Origin of the sequence: Piscirickettsia litoralis (assembly GCF_001720395.1) — a bacterium.
Lineage (GTDB): Bacteria > Pseudomonadota > Gammaproteobacteria > Piscirickettsiales > Piscirickettsiaceae > Piscirickettsia > Piscirickettsia litoralis.
The window spans coordinates 894,799-914,479 of record NZ_MDTU01000001.1; the positions used below are offsets into that span (position 1 = coordinate 894,799).

Sequence of the window (19,681 nt, forward strand, 5' to 3'; positions counted from 1 at the left end):
CAGTATTATGCTGATTGTTAAACTTTAGGGACGTTGCCTAGATATCTACTGTAGCTCAGAATCAAAGTACCGAAAACCCACCAATGTAATGTTATAGATTCCATTAGACTTTTCTTTAACACAAAGAAAAACCTATGATTCGACTCAAGCGGCAGGCTTGATTATAAATTCAAATATAAATACCTTTATTTCCGATCGAGTTTATGATAGTCAAAGGATAAGAACTATTGTGAGTAATAAAAAATACAATACGTAATCTCTTCTAAATGAATAGAGTAAAATAAATATATTGCCTCAAAATTCCATTATTTTAACATGTGGCCATGATAGACTTCAAAATGATGGACTACAATATATCCAGCCTTTAGAAAATAGTCATAATATTTATATTGCTCTCTTTAAAATTGACAATATAGCACATGGTTTTGTTACTTATTTTAAATTTTTCAATAAAAGGGATAGGGTTTAAATAAAGTTTGTGAGCGTTATAAATGTTCAATAATACAATAAAATTGCACAAAACCGAGTTTACCTACCTGCGTTGCACGTAGCAGGAAGTGTAATTCTAAATGGTTTAACTCCTTACTAATAGAATATGGCTATCACTTTACAGCCCTAACTTACTTCCGGCTAGTTGTACTGTTTTAAGAATCAGGCTTATTGCAGTATAATGAGCTAATTTCCAGAGCAGAATTTTAACTCAATTAATTCTGCCAAACAAATAAAGGCACAAGGAATTTTCATGAAAATTAACCGTATTGAAATTTTTGATACCCACTGCCCCGAACGTCCAGCGTGGAACCCTGTTTTTGTCCGTATCCACACCGATGAAGGGCTCTCTGGTGTCGGTGAGGCTGGGCTTGCTTATGATCTAGGTCATAGCGCGGCCGCCGCTATGATTAAAGAATTTGCCGAGGAAATGCTCATCGGCTGGGATCCAATGAGCACAGAAAAGCTATGGTCGCGCATGTTTCGTGAGAGTTTTTGGGCGCTTGGCGGTGGCCCTGTGGTTTACTCAGCCATGAGTGCGATTGATACCGCACTTTGGGACATTAAAGGCAAGGCTCTCGGCGTTCCGGTTTATGAGTTACTCGGTGGCAAAGTCAATGACCAACTTTGGACATATGCCAGCCAATTGCAGTTTGATTGGGATATTCATAGCCGCGAGAAACTCACTCAGCCTGAAGATTACGCTATAGCGACGGAAAAAGCCGTTGCCGAGGGCTACACCGCAGTTAAAGTTGACCCGATGATGTTCGACAAAAATGGCGAAACTATTTTTGACTGCACTAAATTGTTTAAGCGCGAGCACTTAAGCCTTATTCGTTCACGCATGCAGGCAATTCGTGGTGTATTGGGTGAGAATGGTGAAATTATTTTCGAGTGTCATAGCTTGCCTGGCCTCGCTCCGGCATTGCAATTGGGTGAAATCGCCGAAGAGTTTAACTGCATGGCCCTAGAAGAGCCAGTAAATTACTTAAACTCCAAACTGCACAAACCACTTAAAGAAAAGCTTAATGTTCCTCTTGCTGCCGGTGAACGCCTCTATTTACGTCATGGTATTCGCCCTTACCTAGAGGATCAAACGATAGATATTTTACAGCCTGATATTGGTCTATGTGGCGGCTTAACCGAAGCTAAGAAAATCTGTGATTATGCCGACATGTATGATATTCAGGTACAAGCTCATGTTTGCGGTGGGCCGGTCGCCACTGCAGCTGCATTACACTTAGAAACAGCGATTCCTAACTTTATCATTCATGAGCATCATACCTATGCGATTAAAACCTTTAACCGCGAGCTCTGTGTGCAAGATTTGCAACCTGTTAATGGGTTTTTCCAAGCGCCCACAGAACCTGGCTTAGGCATTGAACTTAATGATGAAATCATCATGAAATCACCACGTGTAGAAATAAAATAAATAACACACGATTAAGGGCTATATTTTAGTTTATTTATAGCCCTTGCTTTATAGAGTCATATTAAATTTAAAATATTCGCTTTAAAAGGTTCACTTTATCAAAAAGTGCATGCTTAATTACCCCCAAAATGTGCAGGCCAATACACACTAAAATCACCCATCCCATCAATCCATGAATATTGTGGAAAAACTGGAAGGCAACCGTCGATTTCTCAATGGGCGCTGGAACAACCCAAGCGAAAATCACCGGAGGGTAACCAATAGCTGTCGACATAAACCAGCCACTTAACGCTTGAAAAAACACAGCAATTAATAGCAAACGTTGCACAATGCGAGCAACAAACATTTCCCATATTTTCTGTTTAAATGGCATCGCTGGAGGGCGCTCCATCATCGTCCATAAAAAGAAAATTAAAGTCACAAAAACCAATATCACCCCTAAGCCTTTATGAATTGATAAAAATAGACCACTCACTTTCCCTAACTCGTCAACAAAAAAGCCGACAATCAACATATAAACAATGGATAACACAATGAAGCCATGTAAAATGCGTGTGACTCGACCATATTTCGTCTTTTTCACTTGGTTTTCTGCCATTATATCCTCTTGCCCCTAATTATTTTTAATCCACTCATTGCCATTATGCGAACGATCAATGCGAATGACAACAAGTTTATAATAGACAATATTACTTCTTGCTTAAAACTGAACTTTGCTAAACAAGCATTCCATCGCTATAGGTTCCTTGTTATGCTCTGTGTTTATTGTAGACTGCTGTTATTCGATTGATGACTGATGGAGGAAAGACCAATGAGAAAAGTTGCAATATTAGCCACCGGAGATGAAATCATCAATGGTGACCTGCTCAATACCAATGGTCAAAACATTGCAAAACAACTGTTCGAGCAAGGTATCACTCCCGGACAACAAATGACTGCCACTGATAATAGACAAGAAATTCATGACGCTTTAATAACACTCGCTAAAAACCATCAAGCGATCATTACCATTGGCGGACTCGGACCGACCTCCGATGACCTTACTCGCTTTGCTATCAGCGATTTTTGCCAGCAAGAGTTAGTCTTCAATGATAAAAGTTGGCAGCGCATCGTCGAACTTGGGAAAAAATTTAATATCAAAATGCATGAAAGTAATAAGCAACAAGCTTACTTTCCAATGGGTGCTGAAATTATTACTAACCCTCACGGCTCTGCCGATGCATGCATCATAAAGCATGGTGATTTATCAATTATTATGCTTCCTGGTCCACCTCGAGAGTGTTTGCCTATTTTTGACCAATTTGTGTTACCTTATTTACTAAAATTAAACTTAGCTGAACCGAGCCAACTTTACCGCTGGCACTTACTGGGTGTATCCGAGGCTCAAATTGCCGCAGAAGTCACAGAGATTGTCAGCCCGTTTGGTTATAATCCTGGTTTTCGTGCACACTTTCCTTATACCGAGGTTAAATTACTCTGCAAAAATCCGACTGAGCTTAATGAAAACTGCCAACAGCAATTAGAAACCTTATTTAAGCCCTATATCGTCTCACGCTCAGAACAAAGTGGTAAAGAGTTATTAATTAATTATTTAATCAACCAGCAAGTCTCATTGAATATTAATGATCAAGCGAGCTTAGGCTACTTTCAAAGCCAATTATTAACAAAAGAGACCCATCAATTAATAACAAAAGCGCAAGGTATTGACATTAAACTAGCAGGCTTAAACGAATTTTGGTGTGATGAACAGTTTGGCCGCACAAATATTACAGTCACCATTGAGAATCAAGAATATCAACAGTCAATACCATTACGAGACCAAGCGACTCTTAACGCCTTTGTTGAATATAGCAGTTGGTTAATACTCAAACATTTAATCATTGATGGCTAAAATCAAAATAAAAATAAAAATAAGAATGAAGCCAGAATTAAGATGAGGTTGCCAGCGGAATAAACGAAACTTTCTGCCGCAACCACTTTTCAAAGCCAACAGCCATATAAACTAGCATGCCAGCCATCACCGCCCATAGCCATGACTGCCAACTTATCGGCGTGGTATTGAACAAGTAGTTAAATGCCGGCAGATAAGTAAAAGCCAGTTGCAGCAAGACCATACCGACCACACCGATCAACAACCAAAAATTAGAAAAGACCCCCATATCAAACATCGATTTATTCAATGACCGACAGTTAAATAAATAAAATAGTTCACACATTACGATCACATTGACCGTCGTTGTCCGTGCTGCCTCAATCGAAGCACCATGCGCCGTTTCCCAGATAAAGATAAGATAAGTCATTGCCAGCATAATCAGCGACACCATCACAATACGCAAAATCAGCGCTTTATTGAGTATAGGTGCTGCAGGGTTGCGCGGTGGGCGGCTCATAATATCCCCTTCTTTATTCTCAAAGGCAAGCATCATCCCAAGCATTAAAGCGGTCGTCATATTAATCCATAAAATATGTGCGGGTAACACAGGCAACGTAAATCCAGTAAAAATTGCAGTGAGTACAATTAAACCCTCACCCATATTCGTCGGCATGGTCCAAACAATAAATTTAGTGAGATTATCAAAGACACAGCGGCCCTCTTCCACAGCACGCCCTATGGTCGAAAAATTATCATCAGTGAGCACCATATCTCCTGCTTCTTTAGCAACCTCCGTTCCACACAGCCCCATCGCTACACCAATATCTGCTTGCTTTAGTGCCGGCGCATCATTCACTCCATCCCCGGTCATCGCTGCGACATGTCCTTGCTGTTGCAATGACCTAACCAATCTCAACTTTTGCTCGGGTGATATGCGCGCATACACAAAAGTCTCTTGCACTGTTTTCTCCAAATCAGCATCATCCATTTGATCGATATCTGCACCAGTGACAACACAAGTACCCGATTCACATAACCCCATTGCCGTTGCAATCGCTCCAGCCGTAATCGCATGATCTCCAGTAATCATCGACACACGAATACCCGCATCATGGCAGTTTTTTATCGTATGAATCGCTTCTTCTCGAGGTGGATCAATCATCCCTTGCAATCCAAGGAAAGTCAGATTAGAGGTCAGATCCTGATGATTAATTTCTGATTGGCCCGCAGGCACTTCGAGCTTAGCAAAGGCGAGGACACGCATGCTTTTAGAAGCCAATCGACGCATCTCTTTTTTCATCTGGTCATAATCAACTGAGCCAGCACTGCATTTTTCAAGGAGTGTTTCAACCGCGCCTTTAATATAAACAACACCTGATTTTCCTTGATCAACGTGGTGCAGTGTCGCCATATATTTATATTCTGATTCGAACGGAATTGTGCTGATACAAGGAGCCACTTCCATATAGTGTTCCTCACTCAACCCCAGTTTTTCGTGCAGCAACAATCAATGCCCCTTCGGTTGGGTCTCCGTCAATTTCCCAGTTCCCTTCTTTTTGCACTAACAAAGAATTATTACAAAGCAATCCTGCCAGTAAACACTCTTTCAAAGCAGTGTGACTATCATCAATCACCTGACCCGTTGCATCTTGAAGCTACCCCCACAGGCTCATACCCAACTCCGGTGATGCTATAGCGCTCACTACCAACAACAACTTCTTGTACCGTCATCTGGTTTTTAGTCAACGTTCCTGTTTTATCAGAACAGACAATCGTTGTACTGCCCAAGGTTTCCACGGCCGGCAGTTTGCGAATAATCGCCCCCTTGCGCGCCATCCGAGAAACACCAATGGCAAGAATAATCGTAAAAGCTGCCGGCAAACCTTCTGGAATCGCCGCAACAGCCAAAGCAACTGCAGCAAGAAAGGTTTCGGTAAGTGGCTCTTGCTGGATCATGCCGGCAATAAAAGTCGCAATGGCTAAACCAACAATTAAGCACAACAGTAAGCGGCTAAAACTGGCAATTTTGCGAGTCAATGGCGTATCAATTTCTTTCGTCTTAGACATTAACGTCGAAATACGTCCGATTTCAGTATGATCGCCAATCGCTGTGACGATGCCCTTGCAGCTACCATAGGTGACTAAGGTCGAGGCATAGGCCATGTTCTTACGCTCAGCAAGAATCGTATTTTCAGCCAATATATCGGTTCGTTTAGAAACCGCGACCGACTCACCCGTCAATGCGGACTCATCAATACGAAGGTCTCGCGCATGCAAAAGCCGCAAATCTGCAGGCACCTTATCACCAGAAAGCAGTAATACAACATCACCCGGTACCAATTCTGCAGCAGGAAGCTCCTGAATTTTACCCTCACGAATCACCTTTGCTTCTGTCACCATAATTCGCGACAGTGCTTCTAAAGCATGTAGTGCTTTATTTTCTTGCAAATAACCGACAATACTATTAACAATTACGACACCAAAAATAACGCTAGAATCGACATACTCCCCTAAAAACAAAGTCACAATCCCAGCGGCTAACAAAATATAAACAAGCGGCTGGTGAAAATGGAGTAAAAAATCGAACGAGAGGAGACTTGCCTTTTCTTGGCGTCAATAAATTGGGGCCATAATTTTTTTTATATTCTTCTACTTGTTGATCAGTTAAGCCTGTTTCAATATCGCTTTTAAACGTCTCGGTGACCATTTTTTTCATCGACGTGATACCATACCTGGCTCTGCGTATTCTCCATTTATTTTTCCTTTCGCTCTACTCACAGCTAAGCTTATTATTCATATCCATTCACTTTCAAGCTTATTAAATCAAATCAATAATAAAAACGAAACCCAAATATAATCTTGAAGATAGATACAAAAATCAGGCCACACTTACTTTAAAAGCGGTAATGAAAACCTAAAGCAACAATTTGAACAATATTACTTGATTGCATTGTCAGTGTATTCACTTGCTCAGCAAGCGTGTTTCCACCACTAGCAAGAGTCACCGGATTTTCTGCCTCAACCGTACTCGTTTGCTTACTCCCATATAAATAGCTTAAGCCAATCGAACACTGTTTAGAGAAGCGATGACTCAGCCCTGCACTTAACCATAATCGGCGACTCGATATAGTGAATTTACCATCATCAACACCAATACCCAGATCTAAAACATTTTTACGGGTGAAGCGATAGGCCAAGCCTGCCGACAGTAAATGACTATTTTTTAAGTTCAGATGAGAATGTGCGCTACTCGTCATACCTGAAGCAATTTCTGTATGCTGTTGAAGATAAAACTGACGCCATAATACTTCTTGTAGATTTAGCATGACAGTCAGTTTGTCATTCACGCGATGTCTCAGACCAATGTTTATCGTGTCAGGAAACTGTGCAGCAATTTTAGAGTGATAAGTCCCAGTTGCATCGAGATTCGTTTCAAAAAAGTGGTTATAACTTAAGCCAATAGATGTATTTTCCGTCCACTGGTATAAAGCTCCAACAATATACCCTTGACTCCAAGCGGTTGCAGTTTCTTCATATGGACCAAAGCTTGACAGACCTTTAGAGTCAAATTTGCTTTTTTTGAAAATGCCAACCAAACCCTAGAGAAAATTTAGGTGTCACCTTAATCGCCATCATCGGTGTCATATTTAATGTTGTAAGCTTCATCTGAGTATTCAGATAACGTCCGACCCATTGATCATCATATTCTGAATTCAAACCATTTCCTGCGGTAACCGCCAAACCTAGCGAAACAGTGGATGATGCCGGCCAAACCACCGAAAAGCTCGGCACTTGATTCGACATTGTATTTCTCGCACTTGTTTGCCCTGTCACCTGATGTTCAGTCGTTCCGAAAAACGCAGAACTAATCGACTGAGTTGCAACCGCCTGGTCATTATTAGTCTGAGAGCGAATATAACTATCGCTCATATAAAGTTCGGGCGCTGATAGCGTCGCCAATACCGCAGGGTTAGAGTCAATGACGGCAATCGTTGGGCTGGTTGTCGCCCCCGAAAAGGCATTACCCACAAGATAACTATTTGTTAAATACTGCACTGGAACGGCGAAATCAATCTGGAATACTATTAAAAATAAAAAAATGATATAAAAAAATAAATAATTTTTCTTCAGACGCACGAATAAACTCATAAAGCAATGATCTCTAACTTAATTTATTTTCTAATTCATTGATAAAAGTAAAATTTTAGTCATTTTCTTCGGCAGTTCGCAGATTCTATCCAGGAAACATTAAGAAAAAATTAACAATGCACTGATAATGCCCTAAGCTAGAAAAGAAATCAATATCTAGAACATTTTTGACAGGGCCAATGAAGTTGATTAACATCCCAAGGCTCTACCCAACAGACTTACTTCCAGGCGAGGTTGTATCCAAATTATGTCTCATTTACTTAAACGTCACCTCGATGCTCTACAACTATCACATAGACTTTATGACATTCACTTAGTAAAGAACAATGAGTTAATCGGTCACATCTGCTCACCCAGCCATTACTCTCCTCAACTGATTATGCGATACTTTACTAATGCACTTAGCCTAGACACGCCAATCGATGAGTTACGATTAAAGCCAAGTCAGCACACTTTACAGCTCAATGAAAAAGCCAAAGGCTTTACCCTCAATAACTGCACGAAATTACAGCACTTCCAATTGCAAGAACCCGCTATTTATCTATGGTGGAAATAGCCGAGCTGAGCTTTTTAACATAAAAGGCGTCACAGCTGCTATGCCCAGTGTCCCCGAGCGATTGATCTAATCGCTTAAAACCTGTTTTTTGATAAAGATGATTCGCGCCTTCCATGCACAACAAAGTCTCAAGATAACAGGCCTGATAACCAAATTTTGTTGCAGTATCAATCAACTTGTCGATTAATTTCATGCCTAAACCCAGGCCACGAGAAGCTGGTAGCAAGTACATTTTTTGCAGCTCGCAGATCCCCGCTACCCCCGCTAATGCCATTAACCCTCCTCCACCCATAATTTTCTTATCATCCTCAATAACATAATAAGCGGCCCCTTGCTTATCGTAAGCGCAAGAAAGATAATCAATTTCTGGATCTTGCCAAGCAAAGCCGGGGCGGTTTGCACCGAACTCGGTCAATACGCCTCGAATAATTTGAGCCATAGCAACATCGTCATGACTCGTGATTTTCCTTAAACGAACTCTCATTGCTTTAATTGCCAAAACAATGAGTTAAGCATTAACTCAGCCAATAGGTCAAGACAAAGCTCAGCTTAAGCAGCAACTAAATAACGAGCACTTTGAGAGCGGCGTTGTAATAGATAAGACCCTAGCCCCATCAAAACACCCGACCCTAGCAGCAATAATGCCGTTGCACTAAAGCCATAGCGATAAATCGACCCCGCATGTACATAAGCCGCAGGCGCGTCTACCTTAAAGCTCACCGCACCTAACTTAGACAGACTATTGGTCAATAAGCTACCCACAGACTGACTGAGCATCCACATTCCAGTCATCGTTGCCGTCAGCTCTTTGGGAGAGATTTTAGTAATCATTGATAGCGCCACTGGCATAATAAAAAGTTCTGCTAGCGGGAAGATAATAAATGCAATGACGATATACAAGCTCGTCACCTGACCTTGTAATTGCATGGCATGCTGAGCGGCGAGAATGAATACACCAAAGCCAATTGACAATGTAATTAAACCAAACATGCACTTATAAAGCGAGCTAGGCTCTAGTTTACGCTTTGCAAGCTTGGTATAAACAATCGCCAAAATCGGCCCAATCACCATCATGAATACAGGATCAAGCGCATAGTAAACACTTGGCGGAATCTCAATACCAAACATATGACGGTCTACCATACGCATGATAAAGAGATTTAACGTCGTCCCTCCTTGACCTAAGGAACCTCCAAAAATAATAGCAAAAAACATCAAAGCAAAAATAATTGCAATCACTTTAATATGTTGCTTCATAAAAGGAGCGACACGTAGCAAGAAACCAATGACACAGGCTGCGATTAGATAATTCACCAAATGGTAATCCAGCACAGCGTACAACACAAATACCGCAATCACAGCACTTAGCACCGTTAAACTAAAAGGCAGCGGATGTGTTGCTTGCTCATCGATGATCGTTGTTAAGTTCGCATGCATTTTAAAATAAAAGAAAAAACCAATCATCATCACAAAACTAGACAGCAAAAATGCATAATGATAGCCATAGGCTTGGCCTATGAAACCACAGATAATCGGTGCAAATAAAGCGCCAATATTTTTAGCCATATAATAGAGTGTAAAACCGGCGTCGCGCCCACCGCTAGAGCGATCATAGAGGCGTCCCAATAAAGTCGTTAAACCTGGATAGAAAAAGCCGAAACCCACAGCGATCAGCGCAAGCGATAAGTAAACAAGCTGAGTCTCTGGAATCACCAAGAGTAAATTACCCAACATCATAAAAAAGATGCCTATCAAGGCTGACTGGTGATAATTCACGTAACGACCAATAAACAAACCCGCTAAAGCCGGTGTTGCACTAAATAGCGCCACAAAAGTCGTGTAAAGTAAAAAAGCATGCGTGTCACTAAAGCCTAAACTTTGCTTTAAATAAAAAACAAGCAGTGCAGTAATACCAAAGCGGCCAAATAGCTCACAGGATTCTACAAATAAGATACTGCCAACCCCTTTGGGTAATACATGTAACAGACGCATATTCTCTACCTTCATGAAACTTCATCTTCTAAATGAGCAAAACAACCCGACTAGTTATACCAAAAAACCACCCGCCATACAACTGAACCGTTACAAAAATACAAGATATTTTAAAACAATCACCCAATTAACAAATAACTTGTTAAAATATATTGATATTTACTAGAATGGAGGCTCACTTAGACAGTTAAAATAACAAAAATTCAACTACAATCTAAAATAACGCGCAGTCTAGGGAGAACTGGTGTGAAATTTACAAAAACACGCATTTTTGCGTTCATTACTCTGATCAGCTTGTTATGGCCGGGCTTAAGCCTCGCTGCAAGCGCAGGTGGAGCGCCCTTAAACCTTAACATGACCTCTTCATTTGCAGGCTTACTTGCTCTGACTGTCTTTATCATTGCTTATTTGTTTGTCATGTCCGAAGAGTTTACCCATTTACGAAAATCCAAACCTGTCATTGTTGCTGCCGGGATAATCTGGATTATCGTATCAATATTAGCAGCTACAGTAGGCTCTTCAGCCGCAGCAGAAGCTGCAATACGCCATAACCTATTGGAATATGCTGAGTTGTTCCTCTTCTTATTGGTTGCGATGACTTATGTCAATGCCATGGAGGAGAGAAACGTCTTTGAAGCCTTGCGCGCTTGGTTAACACAAAAGGGTTTTACCTACAGACAGCTCTTTTGGATTACAGGTATTCTCGCCTTCTTTATTTCACCGATTGCCGACAACTTGACCACCGCACTGGTCATGTGTGCTGTGGTGATGGCTGTAGGGAGCAGTAATAAAAAGTTTGTCGCCTTAGGCTGTATTAATATTGTTGTTGCTGCCAATGCCGGCGGTGCCTTTAGTCCATTTGGTGATATCACCACCTTGATGGTCTGGCAAAAAGGCATACTCGATTTCACTGAGTTCTTTGCGATCTTCTTGCCTTCAGTCATCAATTATCTCATACCCGCAGCAATCATGACGCTTGCAGTCCCCAAAGTACACCCTAAAGCGCATGATGAGAAGGTTCACATGAAAGTCGGCGCTCGCAGAACCATGGTATTATTTTTACTCACGATTGTGACTGCTGTCAGCTTCCACAATTTCCTCCACTTACCTCCGGCTGCGGGAATGATGCTCGGTTTAGGCTACCTACAATTCTTCGGCTATTATCTCAAAATGCTGGAAAAACGCAGGCGTAAACAGATCGGTGATGCTGCTGACAACTATGTCTTTGACATCTTCAAGAAAGTACAGCGTGCCGAGTGGGATACCTTACTCTTTTTCTACGGCATTATCCTTTGCGTCGGCGGCCTATCTACAATCGGCTACCTAAGCATCTTGTCAGAGGCGATGTATGGCCAATGGGGTCAAGCGCTTGGACTATCTGCGATTCATAATGCGACACCGGCCAATATTTTCGTCGGTGTGCTTTCAGCCATCGTTGATAATATCCCGGTGATGTTTGCAGTACTCACCATGCAACCTGAAATGTCACACGGCCAATGGCTGCTTGTCACTCTCACCGCTGGGGTCGGTGGTAGCATGCTTTCCATCGGATCTGCCGCCGGAGTAGCCCTCATGGGCCAAGCTAAAGGAGCTTATACCTTCTTTAGCCACTTAAAATGGACATGGGCAATTGCATTAGGCTATATCGCCTCGATTATTTGCCATCTCTATTTAAATGCAGACCTTTTCTCTAAACCCATCAGCTGACCATAGACTAGGGGGTTTAGGCCCCCTTTTATTTTAAGCATCTAAATGCTCAACGAAAACACCATACAAATTCCTCGTAACCAACTTGATAACAGCTCAATAGTAATTCTTCGTTGGGACAACGATTTTAATATTACCGATATTGAAGGCAATACACTATCACTATTTGGCCGTAATAAATCTGATATAACAAATAAACTAAACCTAAAAGAATTAATTTATCCAGATGATTTTAACTGTTTAAAAACAGAACTTGATTACTATCTGTCTGAGAGAAAAACAGAGCTACAGCATAAAAATTATCGTGTATTACATTTACAAGGCAAAAATCGCTGGGTTGAAGCCTATACCTGGATTAACTATCAAGATCCGACTAAAAAAATCTCAAGTTGACTATTACGAAGGCTATTTAGTCAATGTGACTCACCTCTACCTAGAGCAAGCTTCAGAAATTAAGCAAATTAAAACAGATCAACGACAACACCGCCTTCTTCATACATTATATGATGCCACCTTAGAGTGGCAAATTGAAGATAATAATTTATTAATCTCACCTAGATTACTCGAAATACTTGGCTATAAACCTGAAGATATCCCCAACCAAGCAACACAAGCTTACCCTGAATTATTGCATCCTGACGATATTCAACCCAGCTGGCAAAAACTACAAGACTGCATCAATAAAAAAACAGACTACTTTATTAACAACCAGCGTATCCGCCACAAGCAAGGTCATTACCTATGGTTTTTAGGTATTGCTGTGCTAATCCAACACAATAAAAGTGATCCTCCCGTTATTTTTGCCAATGCCATTGATATTTCTCAGGACAAAAATTTAATTCAAAAATTATCAGAAAAAGAACAGCAATTTGAGCATATTGTCTCTCAAGTCCCTGGAATTATTTTCCAATGGTATCAGAAGAAAAATGGTGAACGTGGTTTTTCCTATGTTAGCCCTCGCATCGAGGAGGTGCTACAAATTTCTCCTAATGAGGCCTTAAATGATTGGCAAACGGTTAATGTTCACCCCGATGATAAAAAAGGGCTCGAGCAAAGCATTAAGCAATCCATTGTTGAGCAAAAGGACTGGAACTATACCGGTCGCGCTATTTTAAAAGACGGCAGTCATCGCTGGTTGCATGGAGCTTCCAGGCCCATATTTGTGGAAAACGGTGATGTTTATTTTAATGGAATTTTGATGGATATCACTGAAAGGCACCAGTTAGAAGCATCGCTTGAGCAAAAAAACCAGAAACTTTCTCTAACCAATAGCGAGTTAGAACGCACTAACCAAGAGATCGAACATTTTGCCTATGCCGCTTCGCATGATTTACAAGAACCCTTGCGCTCTTTAATGATTTATAGCCAAATGCTCTTAGAACACAGCAAGGAGTATGGGCAATTTAGTGATGAAGCGAGTTGTATTTTAAAAGCAGCTACTCGTATGCGCGGCATCGTTTCTGATATTCTCGAGTTTTCTAATGCCGGTCGCATTATGCACATGCAAAAGCATAATCCAAAGGATATCATTCATGCAGCCTGTGAGAACTTAGAGGCGATCATCACAGAAAAAAATGCAAACATATCAATCTCTGAGCTACCCGAGAGCATTTTTATTGATGAGCGTCTTGTCTTAGTCCTGTTTCAAAATTTAATCGCAAACGCCATTAAATACACAACCGCAAACACAGCACCCAATGTCATTATTTCAGCAACACTTAACAAAAACGCTCACCAGGTTACTATTTGTATTAAAGACAATGGTATCGGCATTCCAGAGCGTTACCAACAACAAATTTTCGATGCCTTCAAGCGCTTACATACGCGTCAAGAATACGAAGGCACTGGTATTGGACTTGCCACCTGCAAACGTATCGTTGAAAAACATCATGGCAAAATCTGGGTTGAATCGTCTGGAGAAAATGAAGGCTCTAGTTTTAAATTTACCCTGCCGATTGCTGAGTTTTTACCTATTCATTCATAAACAACAATACCAAAATTAAATCAATGAATTAGATCAAATGATATTGAGCATATAAACCAGCATAGCGCTTATTCGCCCCTAATAGTTCTGCTTCAGTTCCAAACTCAATAATCTGGCCATTTTCCATCACTGCAATTTTATCCATATCTTGCACATCAGTTAAGCGATGCGTGATCAATAATACCGTGCGACCCACCATTAATTCAGTGAGACTTTTCATAAACTCATCGGCTGTAATAGGGTCCAACCCCTCTGTCGGCTCGTCCAATAATAAAATAGGGAGATCTGCAAGCACTGCACGGGCAATCGCAATACGGCGAATTTGTCCACCGGAAAAACGGGAACCATGCTCACCCACCCAAGTATTTAAGCCTTCAGGGAGTTGTTCAACCACATCGAGCAACTGGGCAGTTTTTAACGCTTGATAAAGCTCGCGATCACTTGCTTTAGGTTTTGCAATCAATAAGTTATCACGCAAACTCATATTAAATAAATGGCTGCGTTGTGAGACAACACTCATCAACCCCCTTAGGCTCGACTCACTAAAATTTTTAATATGAGTATTCGCGATATTAATTACACCAGAGGCCGGATCAAATACTCGGGTTAATAACTGAATTAGGGTTGTTTTTCCCGCCCCTGTCGAGCCGACTATCGCCACTTTTTCACCCTGATTAATTTTTAAATTAAGATTTTCAAAAATTGCCTCACGTTCAGGGTAGGCAAAACTAACTTGGTTAAATTCTATACTATACTTTCCAGAAAAATCACTATTATTATCTTTCTCTGTAAATAATACCGCTGGCTTTTGTTCTGCTAAATCAAGCAAACGGCTGACTGCTTTTTTCGTCCGGCCCAAGTATTGAAATGCGAGCGGTAAAGGCATAATCGCTTCAAATGCTGCAAGTACCGCAAATGCAATTAGCGCCAGGTTCACCCCATTGAGTTGCTCAGCAAGCACAAGCTGCACACCAAAGTAAAGAGCAAGCCACAATGCCAAGCCTGTCAGTAATAAAATCAGCGCTTGTGAAAGCGCATCAATATGATTCATACGCGATTGTAATTGCAGTAATTTACCATGTTTTATTTGCAACGCCGTTAAAGCACGACGCTCACGACCAAAGCTAAGTATTTCCATCAAGCCTTGTGCACTATCAATGCAATGCGTGCGTAATTGAGCAATTTCTGTAACTAAGTTTATTCCTGTTTTATGACCTAAACGCTCAGCCAATAAAGGTACACAAAAACCACTCACCACCATCAGTAAAAAAATCAGACCAAGCAATTTGCACACTAAAAAAACACAAGAAAAATAGCAAAAGAAAAGAGAGCACCATTGCAATCATAAAAGGACCAATGATACGCAAATAAGCCTCATCGAGCGTATCAATATCACTGACAATTCTTGATAATAAATCACCGCTCTGCTGCTTTAATAAGCCGGCTGGAGCTAATGGCTCTATTTTTCGATAAAACCAAACGCGTAAGGTCGTTAAGATACGAAACGTCGCCTCATGTGTCACCACACGTTCACCATAACGCCCTAAAATACGGATTAAAGAAAAGGCTCGAACCCCGCCTCCAGGCAAATAATAATTAAAGGCAAGTGCCGTTGCCATCGCAAGCCCTGCACCTGCGGATGCTGAAATTAGCCAACCAGAAAGCGACAATAACCCCACCGCAGCAACCACAGTCATCAGGCCCAATAATAAACCCAAACTCATCGAACGCCAGTGTGATAAAAAAGGCTGGGTAAACGGCTTAAGCCGCTGTATTGTTTTCATTGATTTTTGCTGCATTTGGGTACTCATAGCGCCGCCATACGATAAAAGTGAGATTTTTCTTTCATTAAGGACTCAAAGTCGCCACTTTCTACACAGTGTCCCTGATCAAGAACATAGATAATATCCATACCTTTCGCCTGTACCAATCGATGGGTTAAATGAATCACGGTCCGCCCCTTAGCTAATTCAGCCAAAGCCTCTAATACTTTTTTCTCATTTTCACTATCTAAACTCGCCATCGGCTCATCCAGCAATAAAATAGGACTATCTTTCAAATAAGCACGCGCCAAGGCAATTCTCTGAATCTGCCCCCCTGATAAACCAACACCCAGCTCACCTAGCGGAGTGTTAAAACCTTGGGGCAAATCATTCACAAATTCATTCACGAAAGCCGCTTTTGCAGCAACTAGCACTTCCTGCTCCGTCGCTTCTGGGCGTGCTAAGCGAATATTATCCAGCACACTACCATGAAATAGCCGTGGGTTTTGCCCAACCCAACTTAATTGCTTACGCCATTCGCTGGTATTTAATGATGAAAGCACTTGACCATTGATCAATATTTCACCCGAAACAGGTTGAATAAAGCCCAGTAACAATTGCAACAAAGTGGTCTTGCCTGCACCGCTGGCACCCACAACCGCCGTATGAGTAAACGCCTTAAATTCCATACTCACTTCATTTAAAACAGGCAATCCATCTTCATAGTTAAAACAAATATTTTTAAAAGCAATATCAAATTTTTTATTTTTCTGACTTTTATCAATATTTAATGCCTGCCCAGCTTTAATATTCAACGCTTGAGGCTTCAATGCAAATAGCTTCATCAACTCTTCAGCCGCACCCACCGCCTTACTGCGTGCATGATAATGCGTCCCTAACGTTCGCAAAGGTGCGTAAAACTCAGGCGCAAGCAATAAAATAAACAAAGCAATTTCCAGGGTAATCCCATGTGCTGGAATGCCGATATATTGCAATAAACTAACACCCAAATAAATGGCAACGAGCGCAATCGCACCTGAAGCAAACAGCTCTAAAACACCAGAGGACATAAATGCAATCTTCAACACACTCATGGTCCGCACGCGATACTCTTCAGATGCGGCTCTGACGTTTTCTTCTTGCACTTTACTGCGATTAAAGAGCTTTAATGTGCTAATGCCCTGTAAAATATCAAGAAACTGTGAGCTCATTCGAGCCAATGTCTGCAAGTGCTTTTGATGTGCGCTACTCGCCCCCATACCCACCAAGGCCATAAATAACGGAATCAGTGGAGCTGTAACTAGAAAAATCGCTCCAGCAATCCAACTCACCGGAAACACGGCAATTAAGATCATAACAGGCACCAGCACCGCTAAATACATCTGTGGTAAATAGTCTTGATAGAAATCCTGTACTGCCTCAACTTGATCAACCAAAGCAGAACTCAAAGCTCCTGTACGCTGACCATGTTGCGGCCCTAGATCCAACATCTGTTGAAACAGTCGCTCGCGCAGCACCGTCCGTACTTTAGCACCAATCGCAAAACTCACTCGACGTTGCCCATATAATAATAAAGTACGAACGGTAATCAGAACTAAAATCCCCCAAAGATAAGGTGATAACTCAGCAAAGCTTAAATGGCTCAAAAACGCACCTGAGATTAAATGTGCAATACAGTAAGCCTGTAAAATCAATAAAATAGCACCTAAAAGGCCGAAACCCACAGTTCCAAGTAAAGGGCCTCGCGATCGCTTCGCGTATTGCATTAACCAGCGGGAAGGTTTTAACGGCTTAGGGGGGTGTTGACTCATATACGCCTGTCTCTCTCAAAAAACGTTAGAGATGCTATTTAGCATGCATGAGCATTGTACTCCTATGGCTCTAAGGCGCAAGCTTCCTACTTCCACTTGCTTAACAACCATCGATCCACTGCGCGAGTGACTTCGTTGAGTGCTACCCGTTATGCACCTTAGTTAACATGATTAATCTATTGTTAATCAAAAAGATGTAATTACTCTAATTCATTAATCGAGAGAATACCCCTGATTCAATTCACGCTCAAACACCTTTTCCAAACCGGCAGAGCCTGGTGGCGCTACTATGTGACCAATCGGGAGAATATTCCTCGCTCAGTGGTTGAAACTGTCGTGAAGGTGCTCAGCTACAAAACAAAGTTTGCAGGTCATGACGAATGCAGCTGCTCTAACCCGGACCGCAAACACACCAAAACCGTTGTCTATACTTGCAAATCACGGTTATCTTCTTCTTGCGGAAAAAAACTACAGAGCAATGGATTGCTGCACAGAATGAATTGTTACCAAAGATTTATAAGATATTGGACCAGATAATAGAGCCAATCAAAAAAATCATTTGTGCTTCATTACTCAAAGCAACGTTTATATAAGATAATAAATCATCACAAAACTCTAGCCACCATGCAGAAAATCGACTTTGATTAGGATTAATCCATCTTAAATTTAATATTATTCGAAAAATGAGATACAAGCACGAGCCAACTCATTGCCTCACATGACACAGCAAACCGAAAAAATATCCTTTTATATTATGGTTAGTAGTTCAGAGTATTGTGTTTCCTAGGCGCTAAAATCAAATTAACTAGCTTGCGCGATATAACGCTATTTTCTTGGCTATAGTTTGGCGTTTTAGAAAATCTAGTGCTTAATTCAGGACATAATAAGGTTAATCAAACAAGTGAGAAGTTATTGCAGGTACCGATGATTTTGTAGTCAATATATCCATACTGCCCAACATCGTTGATACAGGACTATTCCATCTAAATTAAGATAACACACTTACTTTAATCGATTAATTTGTGTTTTTATGTTTTATCACTGTTTACACAGTCAGGTGTAGGGGGTTCTCAATCACACTTTTCTAGTGAACCCCCTAAGCTCCAAGGTAGGCAAGCTGTTGTTAATCGATGTTAACTCAGTCACAAAGCTCAAAAAATCAAAATAACAAGACGTTGCAGCACAAGCATTATCATTTACAAACACGAGCTGTTAACATCTGCAAACTTTTGATCTGAAATTTTGTTTGTAGATGTTAACAAGCCTATCATTTCTATAAAATCAATCAAAGGATTGGCTAATTTCGTTATATGCTTTTTTAAGCTTAGGGTCCCGATATGAACCAAAAAATATACTCACAACAGTGGCTCCTCGAGAACTTTTTCTGTTGTTTGCTTGAGACTTGGAATTTTTTAAAGCAGAGTCGACGTCATCCATTAATTTAAAATTACCATGTTCATCTGTAATTTCTGACCATATTTTACTAATTCCTCTAGGAACAGTTTTTTGCTCTCCGTCGAGGGTAATAGTGTTACCTCCTCCGAATCCATGCACATCGAACTCATTTTTTTTAACTTTGCTAACAATAGAATTGTAAACTGTGTGAAGTTTTAGTAATTTCTGATAATTGTTAGCAAATTGTTCGGGGTTATCGAACGCTTTTTGGGTGTAAGTTTTGTTCAGACCGAGCCCTTGCATTTGAGCAAATTGCTCAGGGTTATCGAACGCTTTTTGGGTGTAGGCTTTGTTCAGGCCGAGCGCTTGCATTTGAGCAAACTGCTCAGGCTTGTCGAGTGCTTTTTTGATGTAGGCTTTGTTCAGGCCGAGCTCTTGCATTTGAGTGAATTGCTCAGGCTTGTCGAGCGCTTTTTTGATGTAGGCTTTGTTCAGGCCGAGCTCTTGCATTTGAGTGAATTGCTCAGGCT

19 protein-coding genes are annotated in these 19,681 nt (G+C 41.1%); 6 read left to right on the plus strand and 13 right to left on the minus strand.

All coding sequences use genetic code 11. The features are described from left to right. The first annotated feature begins 742 nt into the window (after positions 1 to 742). A complete protein-coding gene (locus BGC07_RS04270) occupies positions 743 to 1,921 on the plus strand; it encodes a mandelate racemase/muconate lactonizing enzyme family protein (RefSeq protein WP_069312090.1) in 1,179 nt (392 codons plus the stop codon). A gap of 67 nt (positions 1,922 to 1,988) precedes the next feature. On the opposite strand, the gene BGC07_RS04275 is transcribed toward BGC07_RS04270, so the two are convergent. After that, on the minus strand, positions 1,989 to 2,519 hold the full coding sequence (locus BGC07_RS04275; protein ID WP_069312091.1) for a cytochrome b: 531 nt from the start codon (positions 2,517 to 2,519) through the stop codon (positions 1,989 to 1,991). A gap of 213 nt (positions 2,520 to 2,732) precedes the next feature. Here BGC07_RS04275 and BGC07_RS04280 point away from each other — a divergent pair, with 213 nt between their 5' ends. Then, positions 2,733 to 3,812: a competence/damage-inducible protein A gene (locus BGC07_RS04280; RefSeq protein WP_069312092.1), complete on the plus strand. Its 1,080-nt coding sequence runs from the start codon at positions 2,733 to 2,735 to the stop codon at positions 3,810 to 3,812. A gap of 37 nt (positions 3,813 to 3,849) precedes the next feature. Here BGC07_RS04280 and BGC07_RS21170 read toward each other — a convergent pair whose 3' ends face one another. The 6 genes from BGC07_RS21170 to BGC07_RS23055 all read right to left on the minus strand — a co-directional run bounded on the left by BGC07_RS21170 (position 3,850) and on the right by BGC07_RS23055 (position 7,943). Then, the gene (locus tag BGC07_RS21170) at positions 3,850 to 5,259 is read right to left on the minus strand and encodes an HAD-IC family P-type ATPase (RefSeq protein ID WP_201258116.1); all 1,410 of its coding nucleotides are present in this window, start codon (positions 5,257 to 5,259) and stop codon (positions 3,850 to 3,852) included. Positions 5,260 to 5,269: 10 nt separating this feature from the next. Beyond that, positions 5,270 to 5,428, minus strand: a complete 159-nt coding sequence (locus tag BGC07_RS21175; protein WP_201258117.1) for a hypothetical protein — start codon at positions 5,426 to 5,428, stop codon at positions 5,270 to 5,272. After that, entirely contained in the window at positions 5,421 to 6,320 is a 900-nt protein-coding gene (locus tag BGC07_RS21180) for an HAD-IC family P-type ATPase (protein WP_201258118.1), read from the minus strand. Before BGC07_RS21180 ends, BGC07_RS21175 begins: the two co-directional genes overlap by 8 nt. Then, positions 6,286 to 6,510, minus strand: a complete 225-nt coding sequence (locus BGC07_RS19265) for a cation-transporting P-type ATPase (protein ID WP_077216754.1) — start codon at positions 6,508 to 6,510, stop codon at positions 6,286 to 6,288. The genes BGC07_RS21180 and BGC07_RS19265 overlap by 35 nt, the downstream gene beginning before the upstream one ends. 178 nt (positions 6,511 to 6,688) lie before the next feature. After that, positions 6,689 to 7,390: an OmpP1/FadL family transporter gene (locus BGC07_RS23050; RefSeq protein ID WP_268801610.1), complete on the minus strand. Its 702-nt coding sequence runs from the start codon at positions 7,388 to 7,390 to the stop codon at positions 6,689 to 6,691. Beyond that, positions 7,359 to 7,943: an outer membrane protein transport protein gene (locus BGC07_RS23055; RefSeq protein WP_268801611.1), complete on the minus strand. Its 585-nt coding sequence runs from the start codon at positions 7,941 to 7,943 to the stop codon at positions 7,359 to 7,361. The genes BGC07_RS23050 and BGC07_RS23055 overlap by 32 nt, the downstream gene beginning before the upstream one ends. A gap of 247 nt (positions 7,944 to 8,190) precedes the next feature. On the opposite strand from BGC07_RS23055, the gene BGC07_RS04295 reads away from it, so the two are divergent. Continuing rightward, positions 8,191 to 8,499: a hypothetical protein gene (locus BGC07_RS04295; RefSeq protein ID WP_069312093.1), complete on the plus strand. Its 309-nt coding sequence runs from the start codon at positions 8,191 to 8,193 to the stop codon at positions 8,497 to 8,499. On the opposite strand, the gene BGC07_RS04300 is transcribed toward BGC07_RS04295, so the two are convergent. Then, on the minus strand, positions 8,477 to 8,983 hold the full coding sequence (locus BGC07_RS04300; protein WP_069312094.1) for a GNAT family N-acetyltransferase: 507 nt from the start codon (positions 8,981 to 8,983) through the stop codon (positions 8,477 to 8,479). The genes BGC07_RS04295 and BGC07_RS04300 overlap by 23 nt on opposite strands. Before the next feature lie 65 nt (positions 8,984 to 9,048). Continuing rightward, complete coding sequence (locus BGC07_RS04305) at positions 9,049 to 10,491, minus strand: peptide MFS transporter (protein WP_069312095.1); 1,443 nt, start codon at positions 10,489 to 10,491, stop codon at positions 9,049 to 9,051. 246 nt (positions 10,492 to 10,737) lie between these two features. Between BGC07_RS04305 and nhaD the strand changes: the two genes are divergently transcribed. Genes nhaD through BGC07_RS04320 form a run of 3 tightly spaced genes read left to right on the plus strand, consistent with a single transcriptional unit; the run spans position 10,738 to position 14,182 of the window. Next, positions 10,738 to 12,198, plus strand: coding sequence for a sodium:proton antiporter NhaD (gene nhaD, locus BGC07_RS04310; RefSeq protein ID WP_069312096.1), 1,461 nt, complete (start codon positions 10,738 to 10,740; stop codon positions 12,196 to 12,198). A 45-nt stretch (positions 12,199 to 12,243) separates the two neighbouring features. Continuing rightward, the gene (locus tag BGC07_RS04315) at positions 12,244 to 12,591 is read left to right on the plus strand and encodes a PAS domain-containing protein (RefSeq protein ID WP_069312097.1); all 348 of its coding nucleotides are present in this window, start codon (positions 12,244 to 12,246) and stop codon (positions 12,589 to 12,591) included. 25 nt (positions 12,592 to 12,616) lie between these two features. After that, positions 12,617 to 14,182, plus strand: a complete 1,566-nt coding sequence (locus BGC07_RS04320) for a sensor histidine kinase (protein ID WP_069312098.1) — start codon at positions 12,617 to 12,619, stop codon at positions 14,180 to 14,182. A gap of 28 nt (positions 14,183 to 14,210) precedes the next feature. Here the strand turns inward: BGC07_RS04320 and cydC are convergent, their stop codons facing one another. The 4 genes from cydC to BGC07_RS04340 form a co-directional block, all read right to left on the minus strand. Further along, complete coding sequence (cydC, locus tag BGC07_RS04325) at positions 14,211 to 15,467, minus strand: thiol reductant ABC exporter subunit CydC (RefSeq protein ID WP_235602922.1); 1,257 nt, start codon at positions 15,465 to 15,467, stop codon at positions 14,211 to 14,213. Then, complete coding sequence (locus BGC07_RS04330; RefSeq protein WP_069312099.1) at positions 15,406 to 15,993, minus strand: 6TM ABC transporter family protein; 588 nt, start codon at positions 15,991 to 15,993, stop codon at positions 15,406 to 15,408. The genes cydC and BGC07_RS04330 overlap by 62 nt, the downstream gene beginning before the upstream one ends. Next, entirely contained in the window at positions 15,990 to 17,756 is a 1,767-nt protein-coding gene (cydD, locus tag BGC07_RS04335; protein WP_069312100.1) for a thiol reductant ABC exporter subunit CydD, read from the minus strand. Before cydD ends, BGC07_RS04330 begins: the two co-directional genes overlap by 4 nt. 1,281 nt (positions 17,757 to 19,037) lie before the next feature. Continuing rightward, the coding region (locus BGC07_RS04340) for a hypothetical protein (RefSeq protein ID WP_069312101.1) at positions 19,038 to 19,681 on the minus strand (644 nt) is incomplete at its 5' end.

Coding starts and splice junctions, on each gene's coding strand:
- BGC07_RS04270 (WP_069312090.1), top strand. CDS start 743: ATGAAAATTAACCGTATTGAAATTTTTGATACCCACTGCCCCGAACGT.
- BGC07_RS04275 (WP_069312091.1), bottom strand. CDS start 2,519: ATGGCAGAAAACCAAGTGAAAAAGACGAAATATGGTCGAGTCACACGC.
- BGC07_RS04280 (WP_069312092.1), top strand. CDS start 2,733: ATGAGAAAAGTTGCAATATTAGCCACCGGAGATGAAATCATCAATGGT.
- BGC07_RS21170 (WP_201258116.1), bottom strand. CDS start 5,259: ATGGAAGTGGCTCCTTGTATCAGCACAATTCCGTTCGAATCAGAATAT.
- BGC07_RS19265 (WP_077216754.1), bottom strand. CDS start 6,510: ATGAAAAAAATGGTCACCGAGACGTTTAAAAGCGATATTGAAACAGGC.
- BGC07_RS23055 (WP_268801611.1), bottom strand. CDS start 7,943: ATGAGTTTATTCGTGCGTCTGAAGAAAAATTATTTATTTTTTTATATC.
- BGC07_RS04295 (WP_069312093.1), top strand. CDS start 8,191: ATGTCTCATTTACTTAAACGTCACCTCGATGCTCTACAACTATCACAT.
- BGC07_RS04300 (WP_069312094.1), bottom strand. CDS start 8,983: ATGAGAGTTCGTTTAAGGAAAATCACGAGTCATGACGATGTTGCTATG.
- BGC07_RS04305 (WP_069312095.1), bottom strand. CDS start 10,491: ATGCGTCTGTTACATGTATTACCCAAAGGGGTTGGCAGTATCTTATTT.
- BGC07_RS04315 (WP_069312097.1), top strand. CDS start 12,244: ATGCTCAACGAAAACACCATACAAATTCCTCGTAACCAACTTGATAAC.
- BGC07_RS04330 (WP_069312099.1), bottom strand. CDS start 15,993: ATGAGTACCCAAATGCAGCAAAAATCAATGAAAACAATACAGCGGCTT.
- cydD (WP_069312100.1), bottom strand. CDS start 17,756: ATGAGTCAACACCCCCCTAAGCCGTTAAAACCTTCCCGCTGGTTAATG.